Source organism: Curtobacterium sp. Curtsp57, from assembly GCF_047324335.1.
Lineage (GTDB): Bacteria > Actinomycetota > Actinomycetes > Actinomycetales > Microbacteriaceae > Curtobacterium.
Genome location: NZ_CP168511.1, coordinates 932,327 through 958,878, shown reverse-complemented (window position 1 = coordinate 958,878; position 26,552 = coordinate 932,327). Strand labels below are relative to the sequence as shown.

At 68.1% G+C, this 26,552-nt stretch carries 13 protein-coding genes and 3 rRNA genes; 14 read left to right on the top strand and 2 right to left on the bottom strand.

The window, feature by feature from the left end:
- Nucleotides 1-56 precede the first annotated feature (56 nt).
- The 8 genes from ACEN9V_RS04475 to ACEN9V_RS04440 all read left to right on the top strand — a co-directional run bounded on the left by ACEN9V_RS04475 (nt 57) and on the right by ACEN9V_RS04440 (nt 13,747).
- The gene (locus tag ACEN9V_RS04475) at nt 57-986 is read left to right on the top strand and encodes a C40 family peptidase (RefSeq protein WP_413602296.1); all 930 of its coding nucleotides are present in this window, start codon (nt 57-59) and stop codon (nt 984-986) included.
- Nucleotides 987-1,027: 41 nt separating this feature from the next.
- Nucleotides 1,028-2,260 carry a 23S rRNA (adenine(2503)-C(2))-methyltransferase RlmN gene (gene rlmN / locus ACEN9V_RS04470; RefSeq protein ID WP_281267509.1) on the top strand — a complete coding sequence of 411 codons (1,233 nt, stop codon included), beginning with the start codon at nt 1,028-1,030 and terminating at the stop codon, nt 2,258-2,260.
- A gap of 628 nt (nt 2,261-2,888) precedes the next feature.
- A 16S ribosomal RNA gene (locus tag ACEN9V_RS04465) occupies nt 2,889-4,410 on the top strand.
- 425 nt (nt 4,411-4,835) lie between these two features.
- Nucleotides 4,836-7,963: ribosomal RNA gene (locus ACEN9V_RS04460) — 23S ribosomal RNA — on the top strand.
- A gap of 134 nt (nt 7,964-8,097) precedes the next feature.
- Nucleotides 8,098-8,214 (top strand): 5S ribosomal RNA (gene rrf / locus ACEN9V_RS04455).
- The 16S, 23S and 5S rRNA genes sit together here, the layout of an rRNA operon.
- A gap of 140 nt (nt 8,215-8,354) precedes the next feature.
- Nucleotides 8,355-9,485: an ROK family transcriptional regulator gene (locus tag ACEN9V_RS04450; protein WP_413602295.1), complete on the top strand. Its 1,131-nt coding sequence runs from the start codon at nt 8,355-8,357 to the stop codon at nt 9,483-9,485.
- Between the two features lie 78 nt (nt 9,486-9,563).
- The gene (locus tag ACEN9V_RS04445; protein WP_413602294.1) at nt 9,564-11,585 is read left to right on the top strand and encodes a beta-galactosidase; all 2,022 of its coding nucleotides are present in this window, start codon (nt 9,564-9,566) and stop codon (nt 11,583-11,585) included.
- A complete protein-coding gene (locus ACEN9V_RS04440; RefSeq protein WP_413602293.1) occupies nt 11,582-13,747 on the top strand; it encodes an alpha-galactosidase in 2,166 nt (721 codons plus the stop codon). Before ACEN9V_RS04445 ends, ACEN9V_RS04440 begins: the two co-directional genes overlap by 4 nt.
- Nucleotides 13,748-13,765: 18 nt before the next feature.
- On the opposite strand, the gene ACEN9V_RS04435 is transcribed toward ACEN9V_RS04440, so the two are convergent.
- Nucleotides 13,766-16,294, bottom strand: coding sequence for a glycoside hydrolase family 2 protein (locus ACEN9V_RS04435; RefSeq protein WP_413602292.1), 2,529 nt, complete (start codon nt 16,292-16,294; stop codon nt 13,766-13,768).
- Nucleotides 16,295-16,411: 117 nt separating this feature from the next.
- On the opposite strand from ACEN9V_RS04435, the gene ACEN9V_RS04430 reads away from it, so the two are divergent.
- From ACEN9V_RS04430 to ACEN9V_RS04405, 6 genes are read left to right on the top strand one after another with little or no spacing between them, the layout of a single operon-like run.
- Complete coding sequence (locus ACEN9V_RS04430) at nt 16,412-18,094, top strand: ABC transporter substrate-binding protein (RefSeq protein ID WP_413602291.1); 1,683 nt, start codon at nt 16,412-16,414, stop codon at nt 18,092-18,094.
- A gap of 34 nt (nt 18,095-18,128) precedes the next feature.
- Entirely contained in the window at nt 18,129-19,118 is a 990-nt protein-coding gene (locus tag ACEN9V_RS04425) for an ABC transporter permease (RefSeq protein ID WP_281267515.1), read from the top strand.
- A 12-nt stretch (nt 19,119-19,130) separates the two neighbouring features.
- Nucleotides 19,131-20,123 (top strand): ABC transporter permease, encoded by a 993-nt coding sequence (locus tag ACEN9V_RS04420; RefSeq protein ID WP_402728331.1) that lies wholly within the window; start codon nt 19,131-19,133, stop codon nt 20,121-20,123.
- Complete coding sequence (locus ACEN9V_RS04415; RefSeq protein WP_281267517.1) at nt 20,120-20,968, top strand: ABC transporter ATP-binding protein; 849 nt, start codon at nt 20,120-20,122, stop codon at nt 20,966-20,968. The genes ACEN9V_RS04420 and ACEN9V_RS04415 overlap by 4 nt, the downstream gene beginning before the upstream one ends.
- Entirely contained in the window at nt 20,965-21,858 is an 894-nt protein-coding gene (locus tag ACEN9V_RS04410; RefSeq protein WP_281267518.1) for an ABC transporter ATP-binding protein, read from the top strand. The genes ACEN9V_RS04415 and ACEN9V_RS04410 overlap by 4 nt, the downstream gene beginning before the upstream one ends.
- Complete coding sequence (locus tag ACEN9V_RS04405) at nt 21,819-23,975, top strand: glycoside hydrolase family 36 protein (RefSeq protein WP_413602290.1); 2,157 nt, start codon at nt 21,819-21,821, stop codon at nt 23,973-23,975. The genes ACEN9V_RS04410 and ACEN9V_RS04405 overlap by 40 nt, the downstream gene beginning before the upstream one ends.
- Here the strand turns inward: ACEN9V_RS04405 and ACEN9V_RS04400 are convergent.
- Entirely contained in the window at nt 23,914-26,517 is a 2,604-nt protein-coding gene (locus ACEN9V_RS04400) for an ABC transporter (RefSeq protein WP_413602289.1), read from the bottom strand. The genes ACEN9V_RS04405 and ACEN9V_RS04400 overlap by 62 nt on opposite strands.
- Between the last annotated feature and the right edge of the window lie 35 nt (nt 26,518-26,552).

The following is a 26,552-nucleotide window of genomic DNA, read 5'->3' as shown; positions in this document are numbered from 1 at the left end:
CCGCTGCGACCGTGCCCGTGCACCACCGCTCGACGGCTCGAGACCCGGAAGGAACCATGGGACGCCACGCACTGCCCGCAGCAGCCGACGACCGTCAGCCCGCGCCGCCCGCTCCTCCCACCTCCCGTGCCCGCGGTCGACGATCGGCATCCGGTCCCGTCGCGGCCCGTTCCACCTACGTCGAACACGCGAAGCCCGCCAGGGTGATCGCACTCCGGCAGGCGTCCTCGGGACGGCCGGTCGCCGTGGCCCAGCCGGCTGGCGCCGCCTTCGTGTCCCGCTCCGGCGCGCTCCGCGCGGAACGTGCGCTCGATCCCCGGCACGTGCGTCGTGCGACGAACGCCAAGCGTGCCGCGATCCTGCTCGCGCCGGCGCTCGCGTTCACCTCGGCGCTGACCCTGTCGATGCCGGCGAACGCCGCGACGCCGGACGTCACCGCGGCGCAGACCGTGTCCGCCGCCGAGCCGCTCCAGAACTACACCGTGGCGCACGACGTCGAGGTGCCGATCACCACGACCGACGGCATGAGCGCGACGACCACGACCGTCGTCTCGTACCCGACGCTCGTGACGCGCTTCGGCGTGACCACGGCCCAGGCGCAGGCCGCACTGTCCACGGCGCTCTCCGCGGGCGGGGACCGGGCGACGATCCTGTCGACGGCGCTGCAGTACCTCGGCGACCCGTACGTCGAGGGCGGGGCGAGCCACTCGGGCATCGACTGCTCCGGGCTGACGATGGTGGCGTACCAGGCGGTCGGCATCCAGCTGGCGCACTACGTCCCGACCCAGGACGCGGCCGCGACGACGATTCCGGAGTCCGAGGCGAAGCCCGGCGACATGGTCGTGTACGACAACGAGGACCACGTGGGCCTGTACCTCGGCGAGGGTCTCGTGCTGCAGGCGCCGCACCCCGGCGAGGTCGTCGACATCGTCCCGATGTACGCCGCCGCGCACCACTTCGCCCGCCTGCTGCCCGCCGGTTCCTGACCGGACGCCGGCCCGCGCCACGCGTCCCGTAAGCTGGAGTGATGGCCGCCGACACCCGAACCCCGTTCGAAGAGCAGCGCTCTGCTCGCCCGCAGGTGCGTCCGCGCACCGAGGGCTGGACCCAGGCCACCGACGGCGAGGGCCGTCCGCTCCTGCAGTTCGCGTCGCCGAAGCGCGGCAAGCCGCCGGAGCACCTCGCCGACCTGTCGGTGGAGGAACGCGAGGCCAAGGTGGTCGAGCTCGGCTTGCCGAAGTTCCGGGCCAAGCAGCTGTCGACGCACTACTTCACGCACTACTCGTCCGACCCGTCGACGATGACCGACCTGCCCGCCGCCCAGCGCGAGCAGCTCGTCGCCGGCATGCTCCCGCCGCTCCTCACCGAGACGAGGCGCCTCGCGACGGACAAGGGCGACACCATCAAGTTCCTCTGGAAGCTGCACGACGGCGCCCTCGTCGAGTCGGTGCTCATGCGCTACCCGGGGCGCATCACGCTCTGCGTCTCGTCCCAGGCCGGCTGTGGGATGAACTGCCCGTTCTGCGCGACCGGACAACAGGGCCTGACGCGCAACATGTCCACGGCCGAGATCATCGAGCAGATCGTCCGGGCGAACGCGGCCATCGCCGCGGGAGAGCTCGGGGGAGATCCGCGCAAGGGCGGCAAGGACCGTGTCGACGCCGAGCGCGTGACGAACATCGTGTTCATGGGCATGGGGGAGCCCCTGGCGAACTACAAGCGGGTGATGGACGCCGTCCGGACGATGGTCGCGCCACAGCCGCACGGCCTCGGCATGAGCGCTCGCGGCATCACGGTGTCGACCGTCGGGCTCGTCCCCGCGATCAACAAGCTCGCCGACGAGAACATCCCGATCACCTTCGCGCTGTCGCTGCACGCGCCGGACGACGAGCTCCGTGACGAGCTCATCCCGGTCAACTCGCGGTGGAAGGCCGACGAGGCCATCGATGCCGCCCACAACTACTACGTCAAGACCGGGCGACGGGTCTCGATCGAGTACGCGCTCATCAAGGACATGAACGACCACGCCTGGCGAGCCGACCTGCTCGCCGAGAAGCTCAACAAGCGCGGCAAGGGGTGGGTGCACGTCAACCCGATCCCGCTCAACCCGACGCCCGGATCGGTGTGGACCTCGTCGGAGGTCCACGTGCAGGACGAGTTCGTCCGTCGACTCAACGCCGCCGGCATCCCGACGACCCTCCGCGACACCCGTGGCAAGGAGATCGACGGGGCCTGCGGGCAGCTCGCCGCTGCCGAGTAGTCGGCCGTTCCACCTCGAGGGGCACAGTGCGTTCGCGCACTGTGCCCCTCGTCGTCCCGGGGGTCCGCCGGCACTGGAGCAACGCCGCCGTCGCTCGAAGGATCGAGTGCGCGGACGATGCGCTCCCGGCGCCGGAACGGCCGCCACTCCTGCGCACTCATGCTGATCGCCGCACCCGTCCATGGGCGCCCGGACGCGCGACACGCCCGGGGGGAGCGACGGTTGGCAGGGCCCCCGGGGCGTGTGTAAAGTAATCACTCGTTGCCGCTGAGGCGGAGAACGGAACGGCCGAGACGGACACCAGGGTGCAAGCCCCGGAAGTCGCAGTCCGGACGGGTTCCCGCTCTGGCAACCACCCCCCGCAGAAGCCGAAGAGATTCGGCGTGCTCGGGGAACAAGAACGAATGCCTCTCTGGCGGAACCTCTTTCGGGGTCGAGCGGGGAGTGCGTCTGGTCCTTGAGAACTCAACAGCGTGCACATTGTCAATGCCAATTTATTGACCCCGTGCTCGGCCGGTTTTGCTGGTCGAGTCGGAGACAATTCCTTTTGGATTGAAGATTGTCAGTAGACAGTCAACAGTCAAGATCAACTCGGCCTGACGCTTTCGGGTGTTGGGTCTGTAATTTTTTTACGGAGAGTTTGATCCTGGCTCAGGACGAACGCTGGCGGCGTGCTTAACACATGCAAGTCGAACGATGATGCCCAGCTTGCTGGGTGGATTAGTGGCGAACGGGTGAGTAACACGTGAGTAACCTGCCCCTGACTCTGGGATAAGCGTTGGAAACGACGTCTAATACTGGATATGATCACTGGCCGCATGGTCTGGTGGTGGAAAGATTTTTTGGTTGGGGATGGACTCGCGGCCTATCAGCTTGTTGGTGAGGTAATGGCTCACCAAGGCGACGACGGGTAGCCGGCCTGAGAGGGTGACCGGCCACACTGGGACTGAGACACGGCCCAGACTCCTACGGGAGGCAGCAGTGGGGAATATTGCACAATGGGCGAAAGCCTGATGCAGCAACGCCGCGTGAGGGATGACGGCCTTCGGGTTGTAAACCTCTTTTAGTAGGGAAGAAGCGAGAGTGACGGTACCTGCAGAAAAAGCACCGGCTAACTACGTGCCAGCAGCCGCGGTAATACGTAGGGTGCAAGCGTTGTCCGGAATTATTGGGCGTAAAGAGCTCGTAGGCGGTTTGTCGCGTCTGCTGTGAAATCCCGAGGCTCAACCTCGGGCTTGCAGTGGGTACGGGCAGACTAGAGTGCGGTAGGGGAGATTGGAATTCCTGGTGTAGCGGTGGAATGCGCAGATATCAGGAGGAACACCGATGGCGAAGGCAGATCTCTGGGCCGTAACTGACGCTGAGGAGCGAAAGCATGGGGAGCGAACAGGATTAGATACCCTGGTAGTCCATGCCGTAAACGTTGGGCGCTAGATGTAGGGACCTTTCCACGGTTTCTGTGTCGTAGCTAACGCATTAAGCGCCCCGCCTGGGGAGTACGGCCGCAAGGCTAAAACTCAAAGGAATTGACGGGGGCCCGCACAAGCGGCGGAGCATGCGGATTAATTCGATGCAACGCGAAGAACCTTACCAAGGCTTGACATACACCGGAAACGGCCAGAGATGGTCGCCCCCTTGTGGTCGGTGTACAGGTGGTGCATGGTTGTCGTCAGCTCGTGTCGTGAGATGTTGGGTTAAGTCCCGCAACGAGCGCAACCCTCGTTCTATGTTGCCAGCGGGTTATGCCGGGGACTCATAGGAGACTGCCGGGGTCAACTCGGAGGAAGGTGGGGATGACGTCAAATCATCATGCCCCTTATGTCTTGGGCTTCACGCATGCTACAATGGCCGGTACAAAGGGCTGCGATACCGTAAGGTGGAGCGAATCCCAAAAAGCCGGTCTCAGTTCGGATTGAGGTCTGCAACTCGACCTCATGAAGTCGGAGTCGCTAGTAATCGCAGATCAGCAACGCTGCGGTGAATACGTTCCCGGGCCTTGTACACACCGCCCGTCAAGTCATGAAAGTCGGTAACACCCGAAGCCGGTGGCCTAACCCTTGTGGAAGGAGCCGTCGAAGGTGGGATCGGTGATTAGGACTAAGTCGTAACAAGGTAGCCGTACCGGAAGGTGCGGCTGGATCACCTCCTTTCTAAGGAGCATCTGGCATCGCTTGCGATGTCCAGGCACCGGATCGAGACGAACGTTCTCGCCGGTAGCTCATGGGTGGAACATTGACAGTGCAGTCGGGAGCGCGGCTTCCGGTCTTAGTACGCCAGGTCTTCGGGTCTGGTTGGAAGGGGTCGGGGGTGAGCGGGCCGGCTGGTGCACGTTGTTGGGTCCTGAGGGACCAGGCTTCCTGCCGTCCACGTGAGTGGTGGTGGGGGTTGGGCCGGCGGAGTGATCCGCATGGTTCTTCGATGGGCCACATGAAGCTAGCTGTTATGGCTGGGGGAGTGTGGTGCCGATCGTATGTTGAGAACTACACAGTGGACGCGAGCATCTTAGATCGCTCGCAACGATGACTGCCTTTCGGGGTGGTCGTGTTGTCGATTCGATCGCAATTTTAATCTTTGTGGTCAAGTTTCTAAGAGCAAACGGTGGATGCCTTGGCATCTGGAGCCGAAGAAGGACGTAGAAATCTGCGATAAGCCTCGGGGAGCTGATAATCGAGCTGTGAGCCGAGGATTTCCGAATGGGGAAACCCCGCCAGGCGACTTGTCGACCTGGTGACTCCCGCCTGAATATATAGGGCGGGTAGAGGGAACGTGGGGAAGTGAAACATCTCAGTACCCACAGGAAGAGAAAACAACATGTGATTCCGTGAGTAGTGGCGAGCGAAAGCGGATGAGGCTAAACCGATCATGTGTGATAGCCGGCGGGCGTTGCATGGTCGGGGTTGTGGGACACGTCGCTCAGTTCTGCCGGACTGGGGCGGTTACAGCGCATCATAGTCGAACCGGTTTGAAAGCCGGGCCGTAGTGGGTGCCAGCCCCGTAGACGAAATGGTGTTATGGCCGGATGTGTATCCCAAGTAGCACGGGGCCCGAGAAATCCCGTGTGAATCTGTCAGGACCACCTGATAAGCCTAAATACTCCCAGATGACCGATAGCGGACAAGTACCGTGAGGGAAAGGTGAAAAGTACCCCGGGAGGGGAGTGAAATAGTACCTGAAACCGTTTGCTTACAAACCGTCGGAGCCTCCTTGTAGGGGTGACGGCGTGCCTTTTGAAGAATGAGCCTGCGAGTTAGTGATATGTGGCGAGGTTAACCCGTGTGGGGCAGCCGTAGCGAAAGCGAGTCTGAATAGGGCGATTCAGTCGCATGTCCTAGACCCGAAGCGAAGTGATCTATCCATGGCCAGGTTGAAGCGACGGTAAGACGTCGTGGAGGACCGAACCCACTTCAGTTGAAAATGGAGGGGATGAGCTGTGGATAGGGGTGAAAGGCCAATCAAACTTCGTGATAGCTGGTTCTCTCCGAAATGCATTTAGGTGCAGCGTTGCGTGTTTCTCGCCGGAGGTAGAGCTACTGGATGGCCGATGGGCCTCAACAGGTTACTGACGTCAGCCAAACTCCGAATGCCGGTGAGTGAGAGCGCAGCAGTGAGACGGTGGGGGATAAGCTTCATCGTCGAGAGGGAAACAACCCAGACTACCAACTAAGGCCCCTAAGCGTGTGCTAAGTGGGAAAGGATGTGGAGTTGCATAGACAACCAGGAGGTTGGCTTAGAAGCAGCCACCCTTGAAAGAGTGCGTAATAGCTCACTGGTCAAGTGATTCCGCGCCGACAATGTAACGGGGCTCAAGCACACCGCCGAAGTTGTAGATTTCGCATGTTAGACAAGCCTTCGTGGTTCAGTCGTGCGGAGTGGTAGGAGAGCGTCGTGTGGCGAGTGAAGCGGCGGAGTAATCCAGCCGTGGACGCCACACGAGTGAGAATGCAGGCATGAGTAGCGAAAGACGGGTGAGAAACCCGTCCTCCGAAAGACCAAGGGTTCCAGGGCCAGGTTAATCCGCCCTGGGTAAGTCGGGACCTAAGGCGAGGCCGACAGGCGTAGTCGATGGACAACGGGTTGATATTCCCGTACCGGCGAACAACCGCCCAAGCTAATCCAGTGGTGCTAAGAGTCCTAACCCGTATTCAGTGGATCCCTTCGGGGTGAAGCGGTGCGGTCTAACGCTCGACCCCATGCTGGTGCGGTTAGCGTATGAACAGGTGTGACGCAGGAAGGTAGCTGAGCCAGGCGATGGTATCCGTAAGGTGAACCTGGTGTAAGGATGTAGGGCTGACGATAGGCAAATCCGTCGTCTGTACGCCTGAGATCCGACGCGTACCCGTTAGGGGAAATCAGTGATCCTATGCTGCCGAGAAAAGCATCGACGCGAGGTTGCAGCCGCCCGTACCCGAAACCGACTCAGGTGGTCAGGTAGAGAATACCAAGGAGATCGAGAGAATCGTGGTTAAGGAACTCGGCAAAATGCCCCCGTAACTTCGGGAGAAGGGGGGCCGGACACGTGACCGGATTTACTCCGCGAGCGTTGAAGGCCGCAGAGACCAGTGGGAAGCGACTGTTTACTAAAAACACAGGTCCGTGCGAAGTCGCAAGACGATGTATACGGACTGACGCCTGCCCGGTGCTGGAAGGTTAAGAGGAGGGGTTAGGTTTCGGCCGAAGCTCTGAATTTAAGCCCCAGTAAACGGCGGTGGTAACTATAACCATCCTAAGGTAGCGAAATTCCTTGTCGGGTAAGTTCCGACCTGCACGAATGGCGTAACGACTTCCCAGCTGTCTCAACCGCGAACTCGGCGAAATTGCACTACGAGTAAAGATGCTCGTTACGCGCAGCAGGACGGAAAGACCCCGTGACCTTTACTACAGTTTGGTATTGGTGTTCGGAGTGGCTTGTGTAGGATAGGTGGGAGACTGTGAAGCGGGCACGCTAGTGTTCGTGGAGTCATTGTTGAAATACCACTCTGGTCACTTTGGATGTCTAACGTAGGACCCTGATCGGGTTCATGGACAGTGCCTGATGGGTAGTTTAACTGGGGCGGTTGCCTCCCAAAGAGTAACGGAGGCGCCCAAAGGTTCCCTCAACCTGGTTGGCAATCAGGTGGCGAGTGTAAGTGCACAAGGGAGCTTGACTGTGAGACTGACAGGTCGAGCAGGGACGAAAGTCGGGACTAGTGATCCGGCAGTGGCTTGTGGAAGCGCTGTCGCTCAACGGATAAAAGGTACCTCGGGGATAACAGGCTGATCTTGCCCAAGAGTCCATATCGACGGCATGGTTTGGCACCTCGATGTCGGCTCGTCGCATCCTGGGGCTGGAGTAGGTCCCAAGGGTTGGGCTGTTCGCCCATTAAAGCGGTACGCGAGCTGGGTTTAGAACGTCGTGAGACAGTTCGGTCCCTATCCGCTGCGCGCGTTGGAAATTTGAGAAGATCTATCCCTAGTACGAGAGGACCGGGATGGACGAACCTCTGGTGTGTCAGTTGTTCTGCCAAGGGCACCGCTGATTAGCTACGTTCGGACCGGATAACCGCTGAAAGCATCTAAGCGGGAAGCCGTCTTCGAGATGAGATTTCCATGCACCTTGAGTGTGAGAGGCTCCCAGCAGACTACTGGGTTGATAGGCCGGATGTGGAAGCGGGGACTAACGACCCGTGGAGCTGACCGGTACTAATAAGCCGAAGACTTGACAACACAATTATTTCCGTGGCCTTCGGGTCACGGGCTCGCGTCCACTTTGTGGTTCCCGACAGACGATCGGGAATCAATTGAATACTTCAGCAACGGCTTGAAGGAACATGTTGAGACCAGATCATGGTCGACAGTGTTCCGGTGGTCATAGCGAGAGGGAAACGCCCGGTCACATTCCGAACCCGGAAGCTAAGCCTCTCAGCGCCGATGGTACTGCAAGGGGGACCTTGTGGGAGAGTAGGACGCTGCCGGACTTCTTTTGCAACACCAGGGAACCCCTGACCAGTACTGGTCAGGGGTTTTCTGCATTCTACGACCGCTCCAGCGCCGTTCCCGGTCGTCGTCGCGAGAGCAGTGGCAATAGGATCAGCCAGGGTCGGCCGACGGAGGAACGATGACGCACACCTGGCCGGCGCTGCCGGATGGCTCCCGCCTGGCGCTGCGGGAGATCCTCATCCACGGGGTGCTGTCCCGTGCCGAGATCGCGCGGTCTCTCGGGCTCTCCAGGGCGAGTCTGACCCGGGCCATGCGACTGCTGGTCGCACACGGCATGGTCGTCGAGGTCGGGACCGATGTCCGTGGTGCGACCGGTCGTCCGTCCGAGCTCCTCCAGGTGAGCTCGGGGGCGTGGGAGTTCCTCGGGGTGAAGCTCACGAAGGACCGCCTGTACGCGGCGGTGACCGACCTCGGTGGACGGATCCTCGCGCTCCACGAGGAGGTCATGACGTCCACGGTGCCGGAGGACGTCGCCGCGCAGATCACCGTCGTCACGGCGCAGCTCCGGCAGTCGAACCCGGCCCTCTGTGCGATGGGGGTGTCCCTCCCTGGCGACGTGCTCGTCCGGAGCGGGGAGCCGATCGTCGCCGCGTCGGTGTTCCTCGGATGGGCCGACGTGCCGTTCGCGCGGATGGTGTCCGAACGGACGGGCCTCGCGACGTTCACCGCCAACGACGTGCACGCGCTGACCGCGAAGGAGCACTGGTTCGGTGCCGGCGCGGGCCGGGAGTCGATGGCGCTCGTCACCGTGGGTGAGGGTGTCGGTCTCGGGCTCATCGCCAACGGCCAGGTGTCGACCGGGCAGAACGGGCGGCTCGGGAGGATCGGACACCTGCCGGTCCTCGGCGGTGGTCCCGACTGCGGCCTGGGGCACCTCGGCTGTGCGTCGAGCTACCTGCCGAGTCCGGTCATCGTGCGGAACTCCGGACACGTGGGTGCGACGTACGACGAGGTCGTGGAGCTCGCCCGGGACGGGGACGCCCCGGCTCTCGCGGCCTTCGCGGATGCCGGTCGCGCGCTCGGGGTCGTCCTGGCGTCGGTCGTGCACGTCACCGATCCGTCGGCGATCGTGCTCACGGGCGACGGTCTGCCCGTGTACGACATCGCCCGGAGCGCGGTGGACGACGCACTGCGTGGTGCGCTCGTGCCGAACACCGACGCCCTGACGATCGAGGTCCAGCCGTTCGAGTTCTCCGAGTGGGCGCGCGCGGGTGCGGTGCTCGCGATCCGCGGCCTCCTCCAAGACTGAGGGCGACTTAGTTACACGCGTTGACAAACACCGGGCGAACCGGGAGGCTGGTGCGGTCCCACCATCGAAGGAGATGCCGTGACCGCTCGGACCACCCCTCCCTGGCCCACCGCCGGCCTGTCGTTCGGCGGTGACTACAGCCCGGAGCAGTGGCCGCGCGGGGTCTGGCACGAGGACGTCCGGCTCATGCGCGAGGCCGGGGTGAACCTGGTCACCGTCGGGGTCTTCTCCTGGGGGCTGCTCGAGCGGGCGCCGGGGGAGTACACGTGGGGGTGGCTCGACGAGGTCCTGGAGCTGCTGCACCGGAACGGCATCGCGGTGGACCTCGCGACGCCGACCGCCGCCGCGCCGAGCTGGCTGGTCGCGGCACACCCGGAGATCCGCCCCGTCGACCGTCAGGGCATCGTCCGGCAGTCCGGTGAACGGCTCGGCTGGTGCCCGGACTCACCGGTGTTCCGCGAGCACGCCACACGGATCGTCGACGCCGTCGCCGAGCGCTACGGCAGCCACCCCGCCGTGCGGCTCTGGCACGTCAGCAACGAACTGGGCGGTGGCAACGCGCGCTGCACCTGCGCGAACTCCACTGCGGCGTTCCGGGAATGGCTCCGTGCGCACCACGAGTCGATCGACGCCCTCAACGACGCCTGGGGTACGGCGTTCTGGGGACACACGTACACGGACTTCGACGAGGTGTCCCTGCCGCGGGGCCCGCGCGACGGTGCGCCGAACCCGGGGCTGTTCCTCGACGCCGAGCGGTTCTCGTCCGACTCCCTGCTCGCCCACTACCTGCACGAGAAGACCGTCATCGAACGGCATTCCGCCGTCCCCGTCACGACGAACTTCATGGTGGGCGCGGCATCGCAGACCGTCGACTACGCGGCATGGGCCGCGCACGTCGCGATCCCCGCGAACGACCACTACACGCTCGTGGAGGACCCGCGTCGTGAGCAGGACCTCGCGGCTGCTGCCGACCGGATGCGGGGGATCACCCGGGGGCGTGGCCCGTGGCTCCTCATGGAGCACTCGACCGGCGGCCCGAGCTGGCAGGAGCGGAACCGTGCGAAGGAGCCGAGCGAACTCGTGCGGAACGCGCTCGCCCACGTCGCCCGCGGCTCGGACGGCGCCCTGTTCTTCCAGTGGCGGGCGTCGACGGCCGGTGCGGAGCAGTTCCACTCCGCGATGCTGCCGCATGCCGGCACCCGGACCCGGATCTGGCGCGAGGTCACCGCACTCGGTCGGGCGATGCAGGCACTCGCGCCCGTGCAGGGCAGCGTCGTCGAGCCGGCCAGGGTGGCGCTCGTCGTCGACGACCCGTCCGGTTGGGCCGTGCAGTCCGGACTCAAGCCGCACCGGGCACTGTCCTACGCCCGGGAACTCCGCGCATGGCACCGCGCGTTCTTCGACCGCCAGGTGCTGACCGACGTGGTGCCGGTCGACGCGGACCTCGACGCCTACGACGTCGTGGTGCTGCCCACGCTGCTCGTCGTGGACGACGCCACGGCGGCTCGGCTCTCCGCCGTGGTGGACCGGGGCGCGACGCTCGTCGTGACGTACCTGTCCGGTGTCGCCGACGAGCACGCACGCATCCGCACCGGCGGGTACCCGGGCGCGTTCCGCGACGTGCTCGGCGCGTGGAGCGAGGAGTTCACCCCACTGCAGCGCGAGGAACGCTGGTCATTGGACGACGGCGAGGTGGTCACCGACTGGGCCGAGGCGGTCCTCGTGACCGATGCCGACGTCGTCCTCGCGTACACGGACGGGCCGCTCGCCGGTCGCCCGGCGGTCACCCGCCGACAGGCGGACGCCGGCGACGCCTGGTACGTCTCGGCGATGCTGTCGGACGACAGCATCCAACGGCTCGTGGACCGGATCGTGGCGGAGCGGGCGATCCCGCGGACCGTCACCGGGCCTCCAGGACTGGAGGCCGTGCGTCGCGTCGGACGCGACGGTTCCGCGTTCCTGTTCCTCCTCAACCACCGTGCGGACCCCGTCACGGTCGTCGCGTCCGGCACGGACCTGGTCGACGGCTCCGTCCACGGACCGGAGACCATCGTGCCGGCCGGACGCGTCCGCGTGCTCCGCGAGGAGCGTGCGGCATGACCGTCGTCGACCGCGGCGCGCGCCCGCTCGGTCCCGCCGAGCCGGTGCGGCCGGTCCACGTCCTCCGTGCGGCCGGGGTGTCGCTCGTGGTCGCCGCCGCGGTCGACGGGCTGCCGGAGGTGCTGCACTGGGGCCGTGACGTCGGCCAGATCGCCGACACCGACGCCGACGACGTGGTCATGGCGCTCGGCCGCCCGGTCTCGCCGAGCGCGTTCGACGAACCGTGGCCGCTCACCGTGCTGCCGACGGAGCGGGACGGCTGGGAGGGGCGGCCCGGGATCGCCGGGCACGTCGACGGCGCGCCGCTCGTGCCACGCTGGCGCGACGCCCGCGTGGCCTCCGACGGGATGGAACTCGTCGTCACGGCGCACTCCGACGTCCTGGCACTCCGGAGCGTGTTCGCGCTCGACGGTGCCGGCGTGCTGCGCGTGCGCCACGCGGTCACCGGTCGGGGCGACGTGCCCGTCCATCTCCAGGCGCTCGAGGCGACGCTGCCGGTGGGGGAGCGCGTGGCAGAGGTCCTCGACCTCGGCGGGCGGTGGACCCGCGAGCGCACGCCGCAGCGTCGCGCACTGACCGCCGGGAGCCATGCACGCGAGAGTCGCCGCGGACGGACGGGCCACGACGCGCCGACGTTGCTGGCGCTCGGGACGCCGGGGTTCGACGACGCCGCCGGTGAGGTGTGGGCGGTGCACCTCGCGTGGAGCGCCGACGCCGTCCACCGGATCGACCTGCTCGCCGAGGCCCGGCCGTTGCTCGGGGCGGGAGAACTCCTGCGCGCCGGCGAGGTGGTCCTCGGGCGCGGCGAGACGTTCACCACCCCTGACGCCGTGTTCGTCTGGAGCGACGAGGGGCTCGACGGTGTCTCCGCCCGGTTCCACGACTCGCTCCGCGCACGCCCCGGACACCCGCGACGGCCCAGGCCCGTCGTCCTGAACACCTGGGAAGCCGTGTACTACCGCCAGGAGCTCGCGCCGCTCGTCGCCCTCGCGGAGACCGCCGCGGACATCGGCGTCGAGCGGTTCGTCCTCGACGACGGGTGGTTCCTCGGGCGCCGGTCCGACAGCACCTCGCTCGGCGACTGGCGGGTGGACCCCGCGGTGTGGCCGGACGGGCTCCGGCCGCTCGTCGACCGTGTCCGGGAGCTCGGGATGGAGTTCGGGCTCTGGTTCGAACCCGAGATGGTGAGCCCGGTGTCCGAGCTCGCCGTCGCCCACCCGGAGTGGCTCCTGCAGCGCCCGGACGACGACGTGCGGACCTGGCGCAACCAGTACGTGCTGGACATGGCGAACCCGGACGCCCGGGCGTTCGTGCTCGAAGCGATGTCGGCGGTCATCGGCGAGCACCACGTGGAGTTCGTCAAGTGGGACCAGAACCGGGACGTCGTGCACGCGGTCCACGACGGGCGCGCGGGACTCGATGCGCACACCCGCGGGGTCTACGCGCTGATGGACGAGCTGCGTGCCCGGCACCCGTGGCTCGAGATCGAGGCCTGTGCGAGCGGAGGAGCCCGCGTCGACCTCGGGGTGCTCAAACGGACCGACCGGGTGTGGCCGTCGGACACGAACGACGCCCTCGAACGGCTGCCCGTCCAGCGCTGGACCGAGGTGCTCCTGCCGCTGGAGCTCATCGGGTCGCACGTCGGACCGGAGGTCTCGCACACCACCGGACGGCACCTCGACCTGGACTTCCGGATGGCGGTGTCGTTGTTCGGCTCGGCCGGGATCGAGACCGACGTCACCACGCTGACGCCCGTCGAGCTCGACCGGATCCGTGCCTGGACGGCGCTGTACCGGCGGGAGCGCGGGCTGCTGCACACCGGACGGCTCCGGCACCTCGACCTCGGCGACCCCGGTCTCGCGACCACCTCGGTCGTCGCCACCGATCGGTCCCGCGCGCTCGTCCGCGTCGCCAGGACGGCCACCGGGCCGCAGTCGCTCGCGGTACCGCTCCGGCTGCGCGGGCTCGACAGGACGCGGCGCTACCGGCTCGCCCCGGTCGCGGGCATCGGCGTCCCGCACGGTCTCGACATGGTGCCGCCGCAGTGGATCGAGCGCGGGTTCCTCGAGCTGCCCGGTGCCGTGCTCGAGGACGTGGGCGCGCGCCTGCCGATGCTCGCGCCCGGGACCGCGATCGTGCTGGAGTGCAGCGCGCTCGACTGACGCGTCCGAGCGGCGGCGCTACCCGCGCAGGTCCCCGGCGTGCCGGAGTACGAGCGGCGACCCGAGTGCCACGGTGTCGACACCTGGTGCGCCCGTCACGGTGAACGTCACGGACTCGCCTGGCAGCAACGACACGAGTCCGTCGTCCACGCGGGCGGCAGGGTCGACACGGTCCGGGAAGACCGACACGTCGCGGGCGTAGGACGTGGCGGTCACGGTCACCCTGGCGCCGTCCTCGGTGGGCGTCGCCGAGACGGTCAGGGGCGCAGGCGTGAGCCGCTGGTCGACCACCTCGGCGAAGTCGTGCACCGTGCGGCCGAGCGGACCCGAGACGACGAGGACCTCGGTCGCGGGGTCCTCCGGAACGGCGAGCGACACGGGCAGTGCCACCCGCGCGGCATCCGCGGGCGCAGCGCCGACGTCGAACGACCCCGATGCGAGGACCGAACCGTCGAACCCGACCCGCTCGACGGTCACGGTGTCCTCGACGCGAGCGCCCGACGCGTTCACCAGCACCAGGTCGAGGCCGGACCCGTCCCCGGGCTGCACGGTGAGCAGCACCGGCTGGTAGGCGTGCCGGACGGCGTACCAGACCGGCTTCCTGATCCCCGCGTGGTCCACGAGCGACCAGGACACCACCGGCCAGTCGTCGTTCAACTGCCACACGATCGTCCCGGTGTTGTGCGGGGTGCGCGACCGGAACCGCTCCATGCCGAACCGGATCGCGTGCGCTTGGTTCAGCTGCGCGGACCAGTGCCAGTCCTCGATCGACGCCGGCTTCGGCAGGTGCCCGCGCATGCCGTCGGCGAGCTTCCGGTTGCCCTCGTCCGCCTTCTGGTGCACGAGCATCTCGTGCCCGTCCGGGTCGAGCGGTTCGTCGTGCACCACCGCGGTCAGGGTGGACCACGCCGGCGGCCCCTGGAACCCGAACTCCGCGACGAAACGCGGGTCCCAGTCCGCGTAGGCGCGGTAGTCCAGCCGGTTCCAGACGTCCCAGATGTGCACGCTGCCGTTCCGCTCGTCGTTCGGCGTCAGGTACTCGTCGAAGGAGAACGGGCTGCCGGGCGTGTACGGCCGCGTCGGGTCGAGCTCCGCCACGATCGCGGGCAGCAGCGACCGGTAGTACCCGTTGCCCCAGGTCCGGCCGACGAGCGACGGCCGCCAGCCCCACTCCGCGTACGCCACGAGGTTCTCGTTGTTGCCGTTCCACACCACCAGCGACGGGTGCGGGGACAGTCGGGTGACGGCCTCGCGGGCCTCGGCCTCGACCTCGTCCGCGAGCCACGGCTCCTCCGCGTAGGCGGCACAGGCGAACAGGAAGTCCTGCCAGACGAGCACGCCGAGCTCGTCGCACCGGTCGTACAGGTCGGCCGACTCGTACACGCCGCCGCCCCAGACCCGCAGCAGGTTCACGTTCGCCTGGACGGCGTCGTCGATCCGGTCGGCGTAGCGCTCCGGTGTCATCTCGGTCAGGAACGCGTGGTCCGGGATCCAGTTCGCCCCGCGGACCAGCACCGGGCGCCCGTTCACCCGGAGCAGGAAGGGCGCGCCGTCGGCGTCCGCCGCCGTGTCGAGCGTGACCGTGCGGAAGCCGACGCGGCCGGTCCACACCGCGTCGCCGACCTCGACGCGGACGTCGTGGAGCGGCTGGTCGCCCTCGCCGCGCGGCCACCAGACCGCGACGTCGGGCACGACGACCCGGACGGTGGCCGTCCCGTCCACGACGGGGCGCGAGCCGACGATCCGGACGGGAGGCTCGGCGCCGGATCCGGGGGACGTGGCGGACGCGCGGTGCGGGGCCACGGTGATCCGTGCCTCCAGTCCGGTCGTTCCGTCACCGCCGGTGGACGTGACGGGTGTCCCGCCGATCGCCTGCGAGAAGGCGCCGGTGGAACCGGCGTGCTCGACCTCGACGTGTGCGGTGAGCACCCCGTCGGCGCCGTCCAGGTCGACGAGGGGGCGGACGGACGCGATGCGGACGCCGCTCCAGGACTCGATGCCGATCGACTTCCAGATGCCGCTCGTCGCGACGTCGATGCCCCAGTCCCAGCCGAAGTTCGACGCGTTCTTCCGCAGCGCGTTGTACGGGTGGTGGTTGACGTGCGGGAGCTCGCCGCCGTGCAGCGCGGATTCCCGCTCGGCAGCGGGCACCGGGGCGTCGAACGTGACGACGAGCTCGTTCGTGCCGGGGCGGAGCAGGTGTCCGACGGGGAACCGGTACGAGCGGTGCTGGTTCCTCGTGGTGCCGACGACGATGCCGTTCAGCTCGATGGTGGCCAGGGTGTCGAGTCCGTCGGCGACCAGGTCGTGGCGCTCGGCGTCGGGTGCTGCCCACTCGAACGTGCGGCGGTACCGCCAGACGGTGTCGCCGATCCACTGCGTCGCTGCTTCGTTGTCGCCGTCGAACGGGTGGGGGATCAGGCCGGCGCGCAGCAGGTCCGTGTGTGCGCAGCCGGGGACCGTCGCCGCGATCCTCCCGGTCGGTGCCTCGGCCGGGCCGTGCACCGCCTCGAGGGTCCACGTGCCGTCCAGTGTCGTCCGCTCCATCGCGTCTCCAGTGCTCGTCGGGCCGCGTCGTCGCTGCCTCTTGACCGACTTAGTTTATGCGTGTAACAATCACGCTCACAACGTGGACCTGCGACGACGCAGACCGAGAGGACAACGATGTTCAACCCAACCCGTTCACGGCTCGCCATCGGCGGAGCCGTTCTCCTCGCAGCCGGCCTCGCGCTGAGCGGCTGCAGCTCCAGCGGCTCCGCCAGCACCGGGGACGCTGCCTCCACCCTGATCGCCTACACCGGCCAGTCCGGCGACTACCAGATCAACTACAACCCGTGGTCGCCCTCCAACATCGGCGGCGTCGGCACGATCTACGAATCGCTGTTCTTCATCACCAACGTCAACACCAAGGACCCGAAGCCGCTCCTCGGCAAGTCCTACGAGTGGAACGGCGACGGCACGCAGCTGACGATCACGCTCCGCGACGGCGTGCAGTGGAGCGACGGCAAGCCCTTCACGGCGAAGGACGTCGTCTTCACGCTCGACATGCTCAAGAAGCAGAAGGCGCTGAACTCCATCGGCTACGACGGCACCGCGAAGGCCGACGGCGACGACACGGTCGTGGTGTCGTTCGACAAGCCGTCGTTCGTGCTCGGCCCGAACCTGCTCGGCAAGACGTGGATCGTCCCAGAGCACCTGTGGAAGGACATCGACCCGACCACCGACGTCGTCCGCAAGCCCGTCGGCACCGGTCCGTACACGCTCGGCACCTTCAAGGCGCAGGCGTTCACCCTCGAGGCGAACAAGGACTACTGGGGCGGCGCACCGGCCGTGAAGACGATCCGCTACCTCTCGCTCTCCGGCAACACCGCCGGCGCCGACGCCCTGTCGCAGGGCTCCATCGACTGGCAGACCGGTCCGGTGCCGAACATGGACGACATCCCCGGCAAGTACCCGGGCTACGACGGCATCACCATCGGGCAGAACCAGATGGCGCTCCTCACCTGCTCGTCCACCGCGCTCGGCTGCTCCGGTCCGCAGACCGACTCCGCCGTGCGGCACGCCATCGCCGACGCGATCAACCGCAAGCAGTTGAACTCGCTCGCGTTCTCGAACACGGCCAGCGAGATCTCGCCGACCTTCGCGCTCACCACGACGCAGAAGGACACCATCTCGAAGGACGTCTCGCCCACGGTCATGCCGTCCGGAGCCGACACGGCCGCCGCGGCGTCGACGCTCGAGGGCGCCGGGTACACGAAGGGCGCGGACGGCATCTACGCCAAGGACGGCAAGAAGCTGTCCCTGACCGTCGAGGTCGTCACCGGGTGGACCGACTACATCACCGCGATCGACACGATGACGCAGCAACTCAAGGCAGCGGGCATCGAGCTCAAGGCGCAGCAGTCGTCGTGGAACGAGTGGACCGACAAGAAGACGAAGGGGAACTTCGAGCTCGCGATCGACTCGCTCGGCCAGGGCCCGACCGCGAACCCCTACTACCTGTACAACAACTACTTCTCGACCGCGAACACCGCGAAGGTCGGCGAGGCAGCCCCGATGAACATCGCCAGGTACAGCAACCCCGAGGTCGACGCCGCGCTCACGAAGCTCGCCGCGATCAACCCCGAGGACACCGCGGCGACCCAGCCCGAACTCGACGTCATCCAGCAGCACGTCGTCGAGGACATGCCCTACATCCCCGTGATGACCGGCGGCACGACGAGCGAGTTCCACGCGTCGAAGTTCACCGGGTGGCCCACCAAGTCCGACCTCTACGCCTTCCCGGCCGTCTGGGCGAGCCCGGACAACGCCGAGATCTTCAAGGCGCTCAAGCCGGCGAAGGGCTGACGCCGATGGGATCGCGACCGAGGAGCACGCGACGATGACCTACTTCCTGCGCAAGATCGGCTTCTACGTCGTCGCACTCTGGGCGGCTCTGACGCTGAACTTCATCATCCCCAGGCTCCTGCCGGGGAACCCGGTGGACATCCTGCTCGCCAAGCTCCAGCAGCGCGGCGGACAGGTGACCCCGGCGACCCGGCAGGCGTACGAGCTGCTCCTCGGTGGCGATTCCTCGGAACCGATCATCGTCCAGTACGGCCGCTACCTCGGCAACGTGTTCCGGGGTGACCTCGGCGTGTCCGTCAGCTACTTCCCGGCGCCCGTCACCGAGGTCATCGCGAGCTCGCTGCCGTGGACCATCGCCCTCGTCGGCATCGCCACGATCCTCGCCGCGGTCATCGGCGTCGGCCTCGGTGCGTTCGTCGGCTGGAAGCCCGGCACCTGGCTCGACTCGTTCGTGCCGGCCACCACCCTGCTCGCCGCCGTGCCGTACTTCTGGCTCGCCCTGATCCTGGTGTACTTCTTCGCCACCGGCATGCACCTGTTCCCGGCGCAGGGCGGCTACGACGTCGTCCTGACGCCTGGGTTCAACCTGGAGTTCATCGGGTCGGCGATCAAGTACGGCGTGCTGCCCGCCGCGACGATCGTGCTCGCGTCCCTCGGCGGCTGGCTGCTCGGGATGCGCAACATGATGGTGTCGACCCTCTCCGAGGACTACATCACCACCGCGCAGGCGAAGGGCCTGTCCGACGGCAAGATCCTGCGGAACTACGCCGCCAGGAACGCCGTGCTGCCGTCCGTCGCCGGGTTCGCGATCTCCCTCGGGTTCATCGTCTCCGGGTCGGTCGTCACCGAGCAGGTGTTCTCGTACCCGGGCATCGGATCGAAGCTCCTCTCCGCCGTGACGAACAACGACTACGCGCTCATGCAGGGGATCTTCCTGTTCATCACCCTGGCGGTCCTCGGCGCGAACCTCGTCGTCGACCTGCTGTACGGGATCATCGACCCCCGCACGCGGGCACGGAGCTAGGGAGGAGACGACATGACCAACATCCAGGAAGAGACCGAACCGACCATCGGGGCGCTCGCCGAGGAAGCGGACACCACCACGTCGATCGCCACCCGGCGGCAGGCCAAGGGCGGCATCCGTCGGTTCCTCCCCGCGCTCACGCCGTGGCTCGTCACCGGCATCGTCCTCGTCGCCGGCGTCACGCTGTTCGGCGTCATCGGGCCGCTGCTCGTCGGCGACCCGACCACCATCCGCGACTCGGGGCTGCAGCCGCCGAGCGCCGAGAACATCCTCGGCACCACCCAGACCGGCCAGGACGTCCTCGCCCAGCTCGCCTACGCCACCCGCGGGAGCCTGCAGATCGGGCTGATCGTGGGGCTCCTCGCCACCGTGCTCTCCGCGTTCTTCGGGATCCTCGGCGCGTACCTCGGCGGGATCATGGACGAGGCGTTCTCGCTGTTCTCGAACGTGTTCCTCGTGATCCCCGGTCTGCCGCTCGTCATCGTGATCTCCGGGCTCGTCCCGCGCGAGGCACGAGGGCTCTGGACCATCGCCGTCGTCCTCGCGATCACGTCGTGGGCGGGGTCCGCGCGGGTCCTCCGCGCCCAGACGATGTCGATCCGCAACCGCGACTACGTCTCGGCGGCACGGGTCGCCGGCGAACGGCCGTGGCGGGTGATCGCGGTCGAGATCCTGCCGAACCTGCTGCCCGTGCTGGCGTCGCAGTTCGTGTTCGCGGTCATCGCGGCGATCCTCGGGGAAGCCGGGCTGTCGTTCCTGGGGCTCGGGGCGTCGAACTCCTCGACGCTCGGCACGATGCTCTTCTACGCGCAGAACGGCTTCGCGCTGGCCAACGGCGCCTGGTGGTGGTTCGTGCCGCCCGGGTTGTTGATCGCGCTGCTCGGTATGGGCCTGTCCCTCGTGAACTTCTCGATCGACGAGGTCATCAACCCCCGCCTGGCGAACGTGCGGGCACAGCGCCGCCGGGAACGCGCCCTGCGCCGGCTGAAGGGAGCCAAGCGATGACCGCCGTCCTGACCATCGACCACCTCAACGTGGTCTACGAGACCGAACACCCCGTGCACGCCGTGAAGGACGTCTCCCTGACACTCGCACCCGGCGAGATCCTGGGACTCGCGGGGGAGTCCGGGTGCGGGAAGACCACGCTCGCCTACGCCATCACCCGGCTGCACCGACCGCCGGCGAAGGTCGCGTCGGGGAGCATCACGTTCCACGACCGGGACGGCACCGACATCGACCTGCTCGGGCTGCCGCACGAGCAGCTCCGCGCGGTGCGCTGGTCGAAGCTGTCGATGGTGTTCCAGGGTGCGATGAACGCGCTCAACCCCGTCACGACCATCCGTGCGCAGCTCGACGACGCCCTCGTCGAGCACCGGAAGGGGCTCTCCCGCAAGGAGCGCCGTGCCATCGCCGAGGACGCGCTCAGCCGTGTCGGCGTGGACCCGTCCCGCATCACCGCGTACCCGCACGAGCTCTCCGGGGGCATGCGTCAGCGCGTGATGATCGCGATGGCGATGCTGCTCGAGCCGCAGATCATGATCATGGACGAACCGACGACCGCGCTCGACGTCGTCGTCCAGCGGGAGATCCTCCGGGAGATCGTGCGGCTGCGGGACGAGCTCGGGTTCGCCGTGGTGTTCATCACGCACGACCTGCCGCTGCTGCTCGAGATCAGCGACCGGATCGCGATCATGCTCCGCGGCGAGGTCGTCGAGTGCGACCGGGCAACGGTGATCCAGCACGACCCGCAGCACCCCTACACGAAGCGGCTGCTGCAGTCGTTCCCGAGTCTGTCCGGGGAGCGCGGCGCGTTCATCCGCAGCGGCGTCGATGAGGAGACCCTCGCATGACCAGCGTCACCGTCAGCCACCTCGGCAAGGACTTCCACACCCGCAAGGGGCTGAAGCGCACCACGCTGCGCGCCGTCGACGACGTGTCGTTCGAGCTGCTCCCCGGGCGCACCGTCGCACTCGTCGGGGAGTCCGGGTCGGGGAAGTCCACCATCGCCAGGATGCTCGCCAAGCTCGAGTCCACGACGCGCGGGTCGATCGACGTCCGGCTCGAGGACGGCACGCCCGTCGTCGGCAGCATGTACCGCCGGCACGTGCAGATGGTGTTCCAGGACCCCTTCGCCTCGCTCAACCCGTTCCACTCGATCGAGCACCACATCGCCCGTCCGCTCCAGCTGCACCACCGCGCCCGTGGAGCCGCCGAGACCGCCGATCGGGTCCGTGAACTGCTCGGGCGCGTGAACCTGGACGAGGACTTCGCCACCAGACGCCCGCACGAGCTCTCCGGCGGGCAGCGGCAGCGCGTCGCGATCGCCCGGGCGCTGGCACCGGGGGCGCAGGTGCTCGTCGCCGACGAACCCGTGTCGATGCTGGACGTGTCGATCCGCCTCAGCGTCCTCAACCTGATGGGGCGGCTGCAGCGCGAGGACCACCTCGCCGTGCTGTACATCACGCACGACCTGGCGACCGCGCGGCACTTCTCCGACGAGATCCTGGTGCTCTACCGCGGTCGGGTCGTCGAGCGGGGGCCGTCCGACGCCGTGATCCTCGATCCGCACCACGACTACACGCGGCTCCTCGCCGAGGCCGCCCCCGACCCGGAGCGCGGCGAGCGACGGGTCACGGCGGGTGCGCCGCTCGACCGCTCCACGATCGACAACACCACCTGCTACGACCACACCGTCGGCGCGTGGGTGTCGAGCGAGCCGGCGCCGGTCGGGGCTCGATGAGCGCGGACACCGTCGACTGGGTCACTGCCGGGTTCCGCGCGAGGTTCCGGCTCGCGCCGGACCGTCCCGCCGCCCTCGTCTCGTTCCAGCCGACCGGCGGAGTGGACGCGCGCGTCGGCGGACCCGACGGGCCCGCCGAACTCGACGACCCCGCCGATCTCGACGACGTGCAACCCCTCGTCGAGCTGACCACCATCGGCAACGGGCGGTTCCCCGGCGGGTACCGGCACGTGGACACCACGATCGGGGCGCGACTCCGCCCTGTCTCGCACCACGTGCAGGCGGACGGGACCGACCTGTGGTTCCGGATCCTGCAGGAGGACGCGGCCACGGGCCTCCAGGTCGAGTCGGTGTTCCGGGCCCGCGACGGCGTCGCGGCCTTCCGGACGTGGACCGAGGTCTCCGCGCTCGGCGACCGCGAGCACGTCGTGGACGCGGTGTCCTCGTTCACGACCGGAGCGTTCCTGACCGACTCGGGTCGCACCGTCGACGACCTGTCGCTGGTGCACGCCGCCAACGACTGGGCCGCCGAGAGCCGGTGGCGGACCGACGCCCTGCGGGACATCGGGCTCGCCCGGATCGACCGGGAGGCCCAGCACCACCCGCCCAGGAGCCGCGCCGTCGTGCAGAACCGCGGATCGTGGTCCACGGGGGAGGCGCTCCCGATCGGCGTGCTGCAGACCGACGGGTACGCGCTCGTCTGGCAGATCGAGCACAACGGGCCGTGGCTGTACGAGCTCGGGGAGACCCGGCGTCACGCGTACGTGCTCCTCAGCGGACCCACCGATCAGGAACACCAGTGGACGGCGACCGTCGCACCGGGACGCCCGTTCGTGTCCGTGCCGGTGTCCGTCGGCATCGCGGCGTCCGTCGACGGCGCGTTCGAGGTGCTCACCGCGCACCGCCGAGCGATCCGGACCGTGCGTGCCGCCGACGATGCGCTGCCTCTTGTGTTCAACGACTACATGAACACGCTCATGGGCGACCCCACCACCGCGAAGCTGCTGCCGCTCATCGACGCAGCGGCCGAGGCCGGCGCCGACCTGTTCTGCATCGACGCCGGCTGGTACGCCGAAGGGCACTGGTGGGACAGCGTCGGGGAGTGGCTGCCGGCCGCGACCCGGTTCCCGGACGGACTCGGAGCCGTCGTCGACCACATCCGGTCGCGCGGCATGCAGGCGGGGCTCTGGCTCGAGCCCGAGGTCATCGGCATCCACTCGCTCCTCGCGACGACCCTGCCCGACAGCGCCTTCGTGCAGCACCACGGCGTCCGCGTCGCCGAACACGGGCGGCACCTGCTCGACCTGCGCTCGCCGGACGCCCGGGCGCACCTCGACGAGGTCGTCGACCGGCTCGTCGGGGACCTCGGTGTGACGTTCTTCAAGATGGATGACAACACGATGACCGGGCCGTGGGCGGGCAGCGTCGACGGCGGGCGCGCGCTGCTCGACTGGCTCGACGACGTGCAGGCCCGGTACCCGGCGCTGCTCATCGAGAACTGCGCATCTGGGGCGATGCGCGCCGACTTCGCGATGCTGTCCCGGCTGCACATGCAGTCCACCTCGGACCAGCAGGACCCGGTGCTGTCCGCGTCGATCGCTGCCGCTGCGCCCGCGGCGATGCTCCCCGAGCAGGCCGGGAACTGGGCGTACCCGGCTCCGTCGATGTCACCGGACGTCTTCACGCTGTCGCTCGTCAACGGTGTGCTCGGACGGATGTACCTGTCCGGCCACCTCAACGAGATGTCGCCGTCGCAGCGCGCGGTGGTGTCCGAGGCGATCGCGGCGCAGCGGGCCGTGCTGTCCGTGATCACGACCGCGATGCCCGTCTGGCCGCTCGGGCTGCCCGCGTGGGAGGACACCTGGATCGCGCTCGGGCTCCGCGCGGCGTCCGGCGAGCTGTACCTCTCGGTGTGGTCGTTGCCCGGTGCGCCGGACGCGGTGACGCTGCCGCTCGACGGGTTCCTCGGGCAGGACGTCGTCGTCGAGTCGCTGTTCCCCGTCGAGGTGGCACCGTGGGTGCCCTCCTGGGATCGGGAGGAGGGGGTCCTCCGTCTCAGCAACGGCGGTGCCACCCCGACGGCGCGGGTGTTCCGCATCCGGCCTGCGGCCGGCTGACGGGCGGACGGACGCCGATGGCAGCGGCGTGCGTCGGGGACGGACTGGAGGCTCGTGGCGGGCAGGCACCGAGCCTCCAGTCCGGTGTGGGGTCGCGTCCGGGTGTGGGGTCGCGTCGGGGGCCGGCGCCGAGCTCGGCGCGGAGCCAGCGTGCGGTGCGACTCTCCGCGGACTGCGCGACCTCCGCCGGGGTGCCGGCAGCGACGACCTTGCCGCCCTCGTCGCCGCCGGACGGGCCCATGTCGATGACGTGGTCGGCCGCGGCGACGACCGACATCGCGTGTTCGACCACCACGACCGTGTTGCCGGCGTCCACGAGCCGGAGGAGCTGCGTCGTGAGGAGCTCGACGTCCGCAGGGTGCAGCCCGGTGGTCGGCTCGTCGAGCAGGTACAGGGTGTGTCCGGAGCGTGCCCGCTGGAGTTCGGTCGCGAGCTTGATCCGCTGCGCTTCCCCGCCCGACAGCTCCGGCGCCGGCTGTCCGAGGCGCAGGTACCCGAGTCCGACCTGTCGGAGGGTCTCCAGCGCGCGAGAGGCCACCGGCAGCGACGCGAGGAACGACGCCGCGTCCTCGACGGTCATCCCGAGCACGTCCGCGATCGTCGCGTCGTGCCACCGGACGTCGAGCGTCTCGGCCGTGTACCGCGACCCGTGGCACTCCGGGCACGGGGCCCAGCTCCCCGGCAGGAACAGCAGCTCCACCGACACGGATCCCTCGCCCTGGCACACCTCGCACCGGCCGCCGACGACGTTGAACGAGAACCGGCCGGCGGTCCACCCGCGGGCCTTCGCCTCGTCGGTGGCGGCGAACGCTGCCCGCACTGCATCGAACAGCCCGGTGTACGTGGCGAGGTTCGACCGGGGCGTCCGGCCGATCGCCTTCTGGTCGACCTCGACGACCCGGTCGATATCAGGGTGCTCGAGGGCCACGGACGGCAGGACCCCACCGACGAGCGACGACTTGCCCGACCCGGACACGCCCGTGATCGCGGTGAGGACCCCGAGCGGCAGGTCGACGTCGAGCCCGCGGAGGTTGTGCCGCGTGACGGCCCGGAGCTCGAGCGTGCCCGTCGGCGTCCGCGGCGTTCGCTCGACGTCGGGCCGGCGGGGCTGCAGGTAGCGGCGGGTGACGGATTCCTCCACGGACGCGAGCCCGGGCACCGGCCCGCTGTACAGCACCGTCCCGCCCGACGCGCCGGCACCCGGGCCGACGTCCACGATCCAGTCGGCCTGCCGCACGATGCTCATGTCGTGCTCCACGACGAACACGCTGTTGCCGCCGGCGCGGAGTCCGTCGAGGACCTCGACGAGCGGTTCGACGTCGGCCGGGTGCAGACCGGCACTCGGCTCGTCGAGCACGTAGACGACGCCGAAGAGCCCCGACCGGAGCTGCGTGGCGATGCGGAGCCGCTGCATCTCGCCGGGGGAGAGCGTCGGCGTCGCCCGGTCGAGCCCGAGGTAGCCGAGGCCGAGCCCGGTGAGCACCTCGACCCGGGTCAGCAGGTCCTTCGCGATCGCGACGGCGACCTCGGTGCGCTCACCCGACGAGGCGCGGGACGTCGCCGGCGCCGCATCCGTGAGCTCCGCGACGGGGCGGAGCACCTCGGCGAGTGCGGTGAGGGGGAGTGCGTGCAGCTCGGCGATCGTCTTCCCGCCGAACGTCACCGCGAGCGCCGCCCGCGTCAGCCCGGTGCCGCCGCACAGCGTGCACGGTCCGGACTCGACGAACTGCAGCACCTTCTTCCGCTGCGTCTCGCTCTGCGAGTCAGCGAGCGTGTGCAGCACGAACTGCCGTGCGCTCCAGAACCGTCCCTTGTAGGGCTTCGCGATCCGGTCGCGCTGCGGGTGCACCTCGACGACGGGCTGCTCCTCGGTGAACAGCAGCCAGTCGCGGTCCTCGCGGGACAGCTCCCGCCACGGCCGGTCGATGTCGTACCCGAGGACCGCCGTCACGTCGCGGAGGTTCTTACCCTGCCACGCACCGGGCCACGCGGTGATCGCGCCGTCGCGGATGCTCAGCGACGGGTCGTGCACGGCTGAGGCCTCGGTGACCTCGTGCGCGGTGCCCAGCCCGTGGCACCGCGGGCACGCCCCGGCGACGGTGTTCGGGGAGAAGGAGTCGGACTCGAGCCGCTCCGCCCCGGGAGGATACGTGCCGGCGCGGGAGTACAGCATGCGGGTCGAGTTCGACAGGGTCGTCAGCGTGCCCACCGTCGACCGGGAGCTCGGGGCGCCGCGGCGCTGCTGCAGCGCCACCGCCGGCGGGAGGCCCGTGATGGACTCGACGTGCGGCGTCGACCCCTGCGCGATGAGCCGCCGCGCGTACGGGGCGACGGACTCCAGGAAGCGACGCTGCGCCTCGGCGAAGATCGTCCCGAATGCGAGCGACGACTTCCCCGAGCCGGAGATCCCGGTGAACGCGACGATCCGGTCGCGGGGCACGTCCACGTCGACGCTCCGGAGGTTGTTCTCGCGGGCACCGCGGACGCGGATCATGCCGTCGATCGCGGTGGACGGGGTCGGTCGTGCGTGCGGGGCGGGCATTCGTTCGACTCTAGACGCGCGCGGCTGACCGCGGC

What these genes read in the sequence shown, in the direction of transcription:
- ACEN9V_RS04475 (WP_413602296.1), top strand. Translation starts at nt 57, where the DNA reads ATGGGACGCCACGCACTGCCCGCAGCAGCCGACGACCGTCAGCCCGCG.
- rlmN (WP_281267509.1), top strand. Translation starts at nt 1,028, where the DNA reads ATGGCCGCCGACACCCGAACCCCGTTCGAAGAGCAGCGCTCTGCTCGC.
- ACEN9V_RS04450 (WP_413602295.1), top strand. Translation starts at nt 8,355, where the DNA reads ATGACGCACACCTGGCCGGCGCTGCCGGATGGCTCCCGCCTGGCGCTG.
- ACEN9V_RS04440 (WP_413602293.1), top strand. Translation starts at nt 11,582, where the DNA reads ATGACCGTCGTCGACCGCGGCGCGCGCCCGCTCGGTCCCGCCGAGCCG.
- ACEN9V_RS04435 (WP_413602292.1), bottom strand. Translation starts at nt 16,294, where the DNA reads ATGGAGCGGACGACACTGGACGGCACGTGGACCCTCGAGGCGGTGCAC.
- ACEN9V_RS04430 (WP_413602291.1), top strand. Translation starts at nt 16,412, where the DNA reads ATGTTCAACCCAACCCGTTCACGGCTCGCCATCGGCGGAGCCGTTCTC.
- ACEN9V_RS04425 (WP_281267515.1), top strand. Translation starts at nt 18,129, where the DNA reads ATGACCTACTTCCTGCGCAAGATCGGCTTCTACGTCGTCGCACTCTGG.
- ACEN9V_RS04420 (WP_402728331.1), top strand. Translation starts at nt 19,131, where the DNA reads ATGACCAACATCCAGGAAGAGACCGAACCGACCATCGGGGCGCTCGCC.
- ACEN9V_RS04415 (WP_281267517.1), top strand. Translation starts at nt 20,120, where the DNA reads ATGACCGCCGTCCTGACCATCGACCACCTCAACGTGGTCTACGAGACC.
- ACEN9V_RS04410 (WP_281267518.1), top strand. Translation starts at nt 20,965, where the DNA reads ATGACCAGCGTCACCGTCAGCCACCTCGGCAAGGACTTCCACACCCGC.
- ACEN9V_RS04400 (WP_413602289.1), bottom strand. Translation starts at nt 26,517, where the DNA reads ATGCCCGCCCCGCACGCACGACCGACCCCGTCCACCGCGATCGACGGC.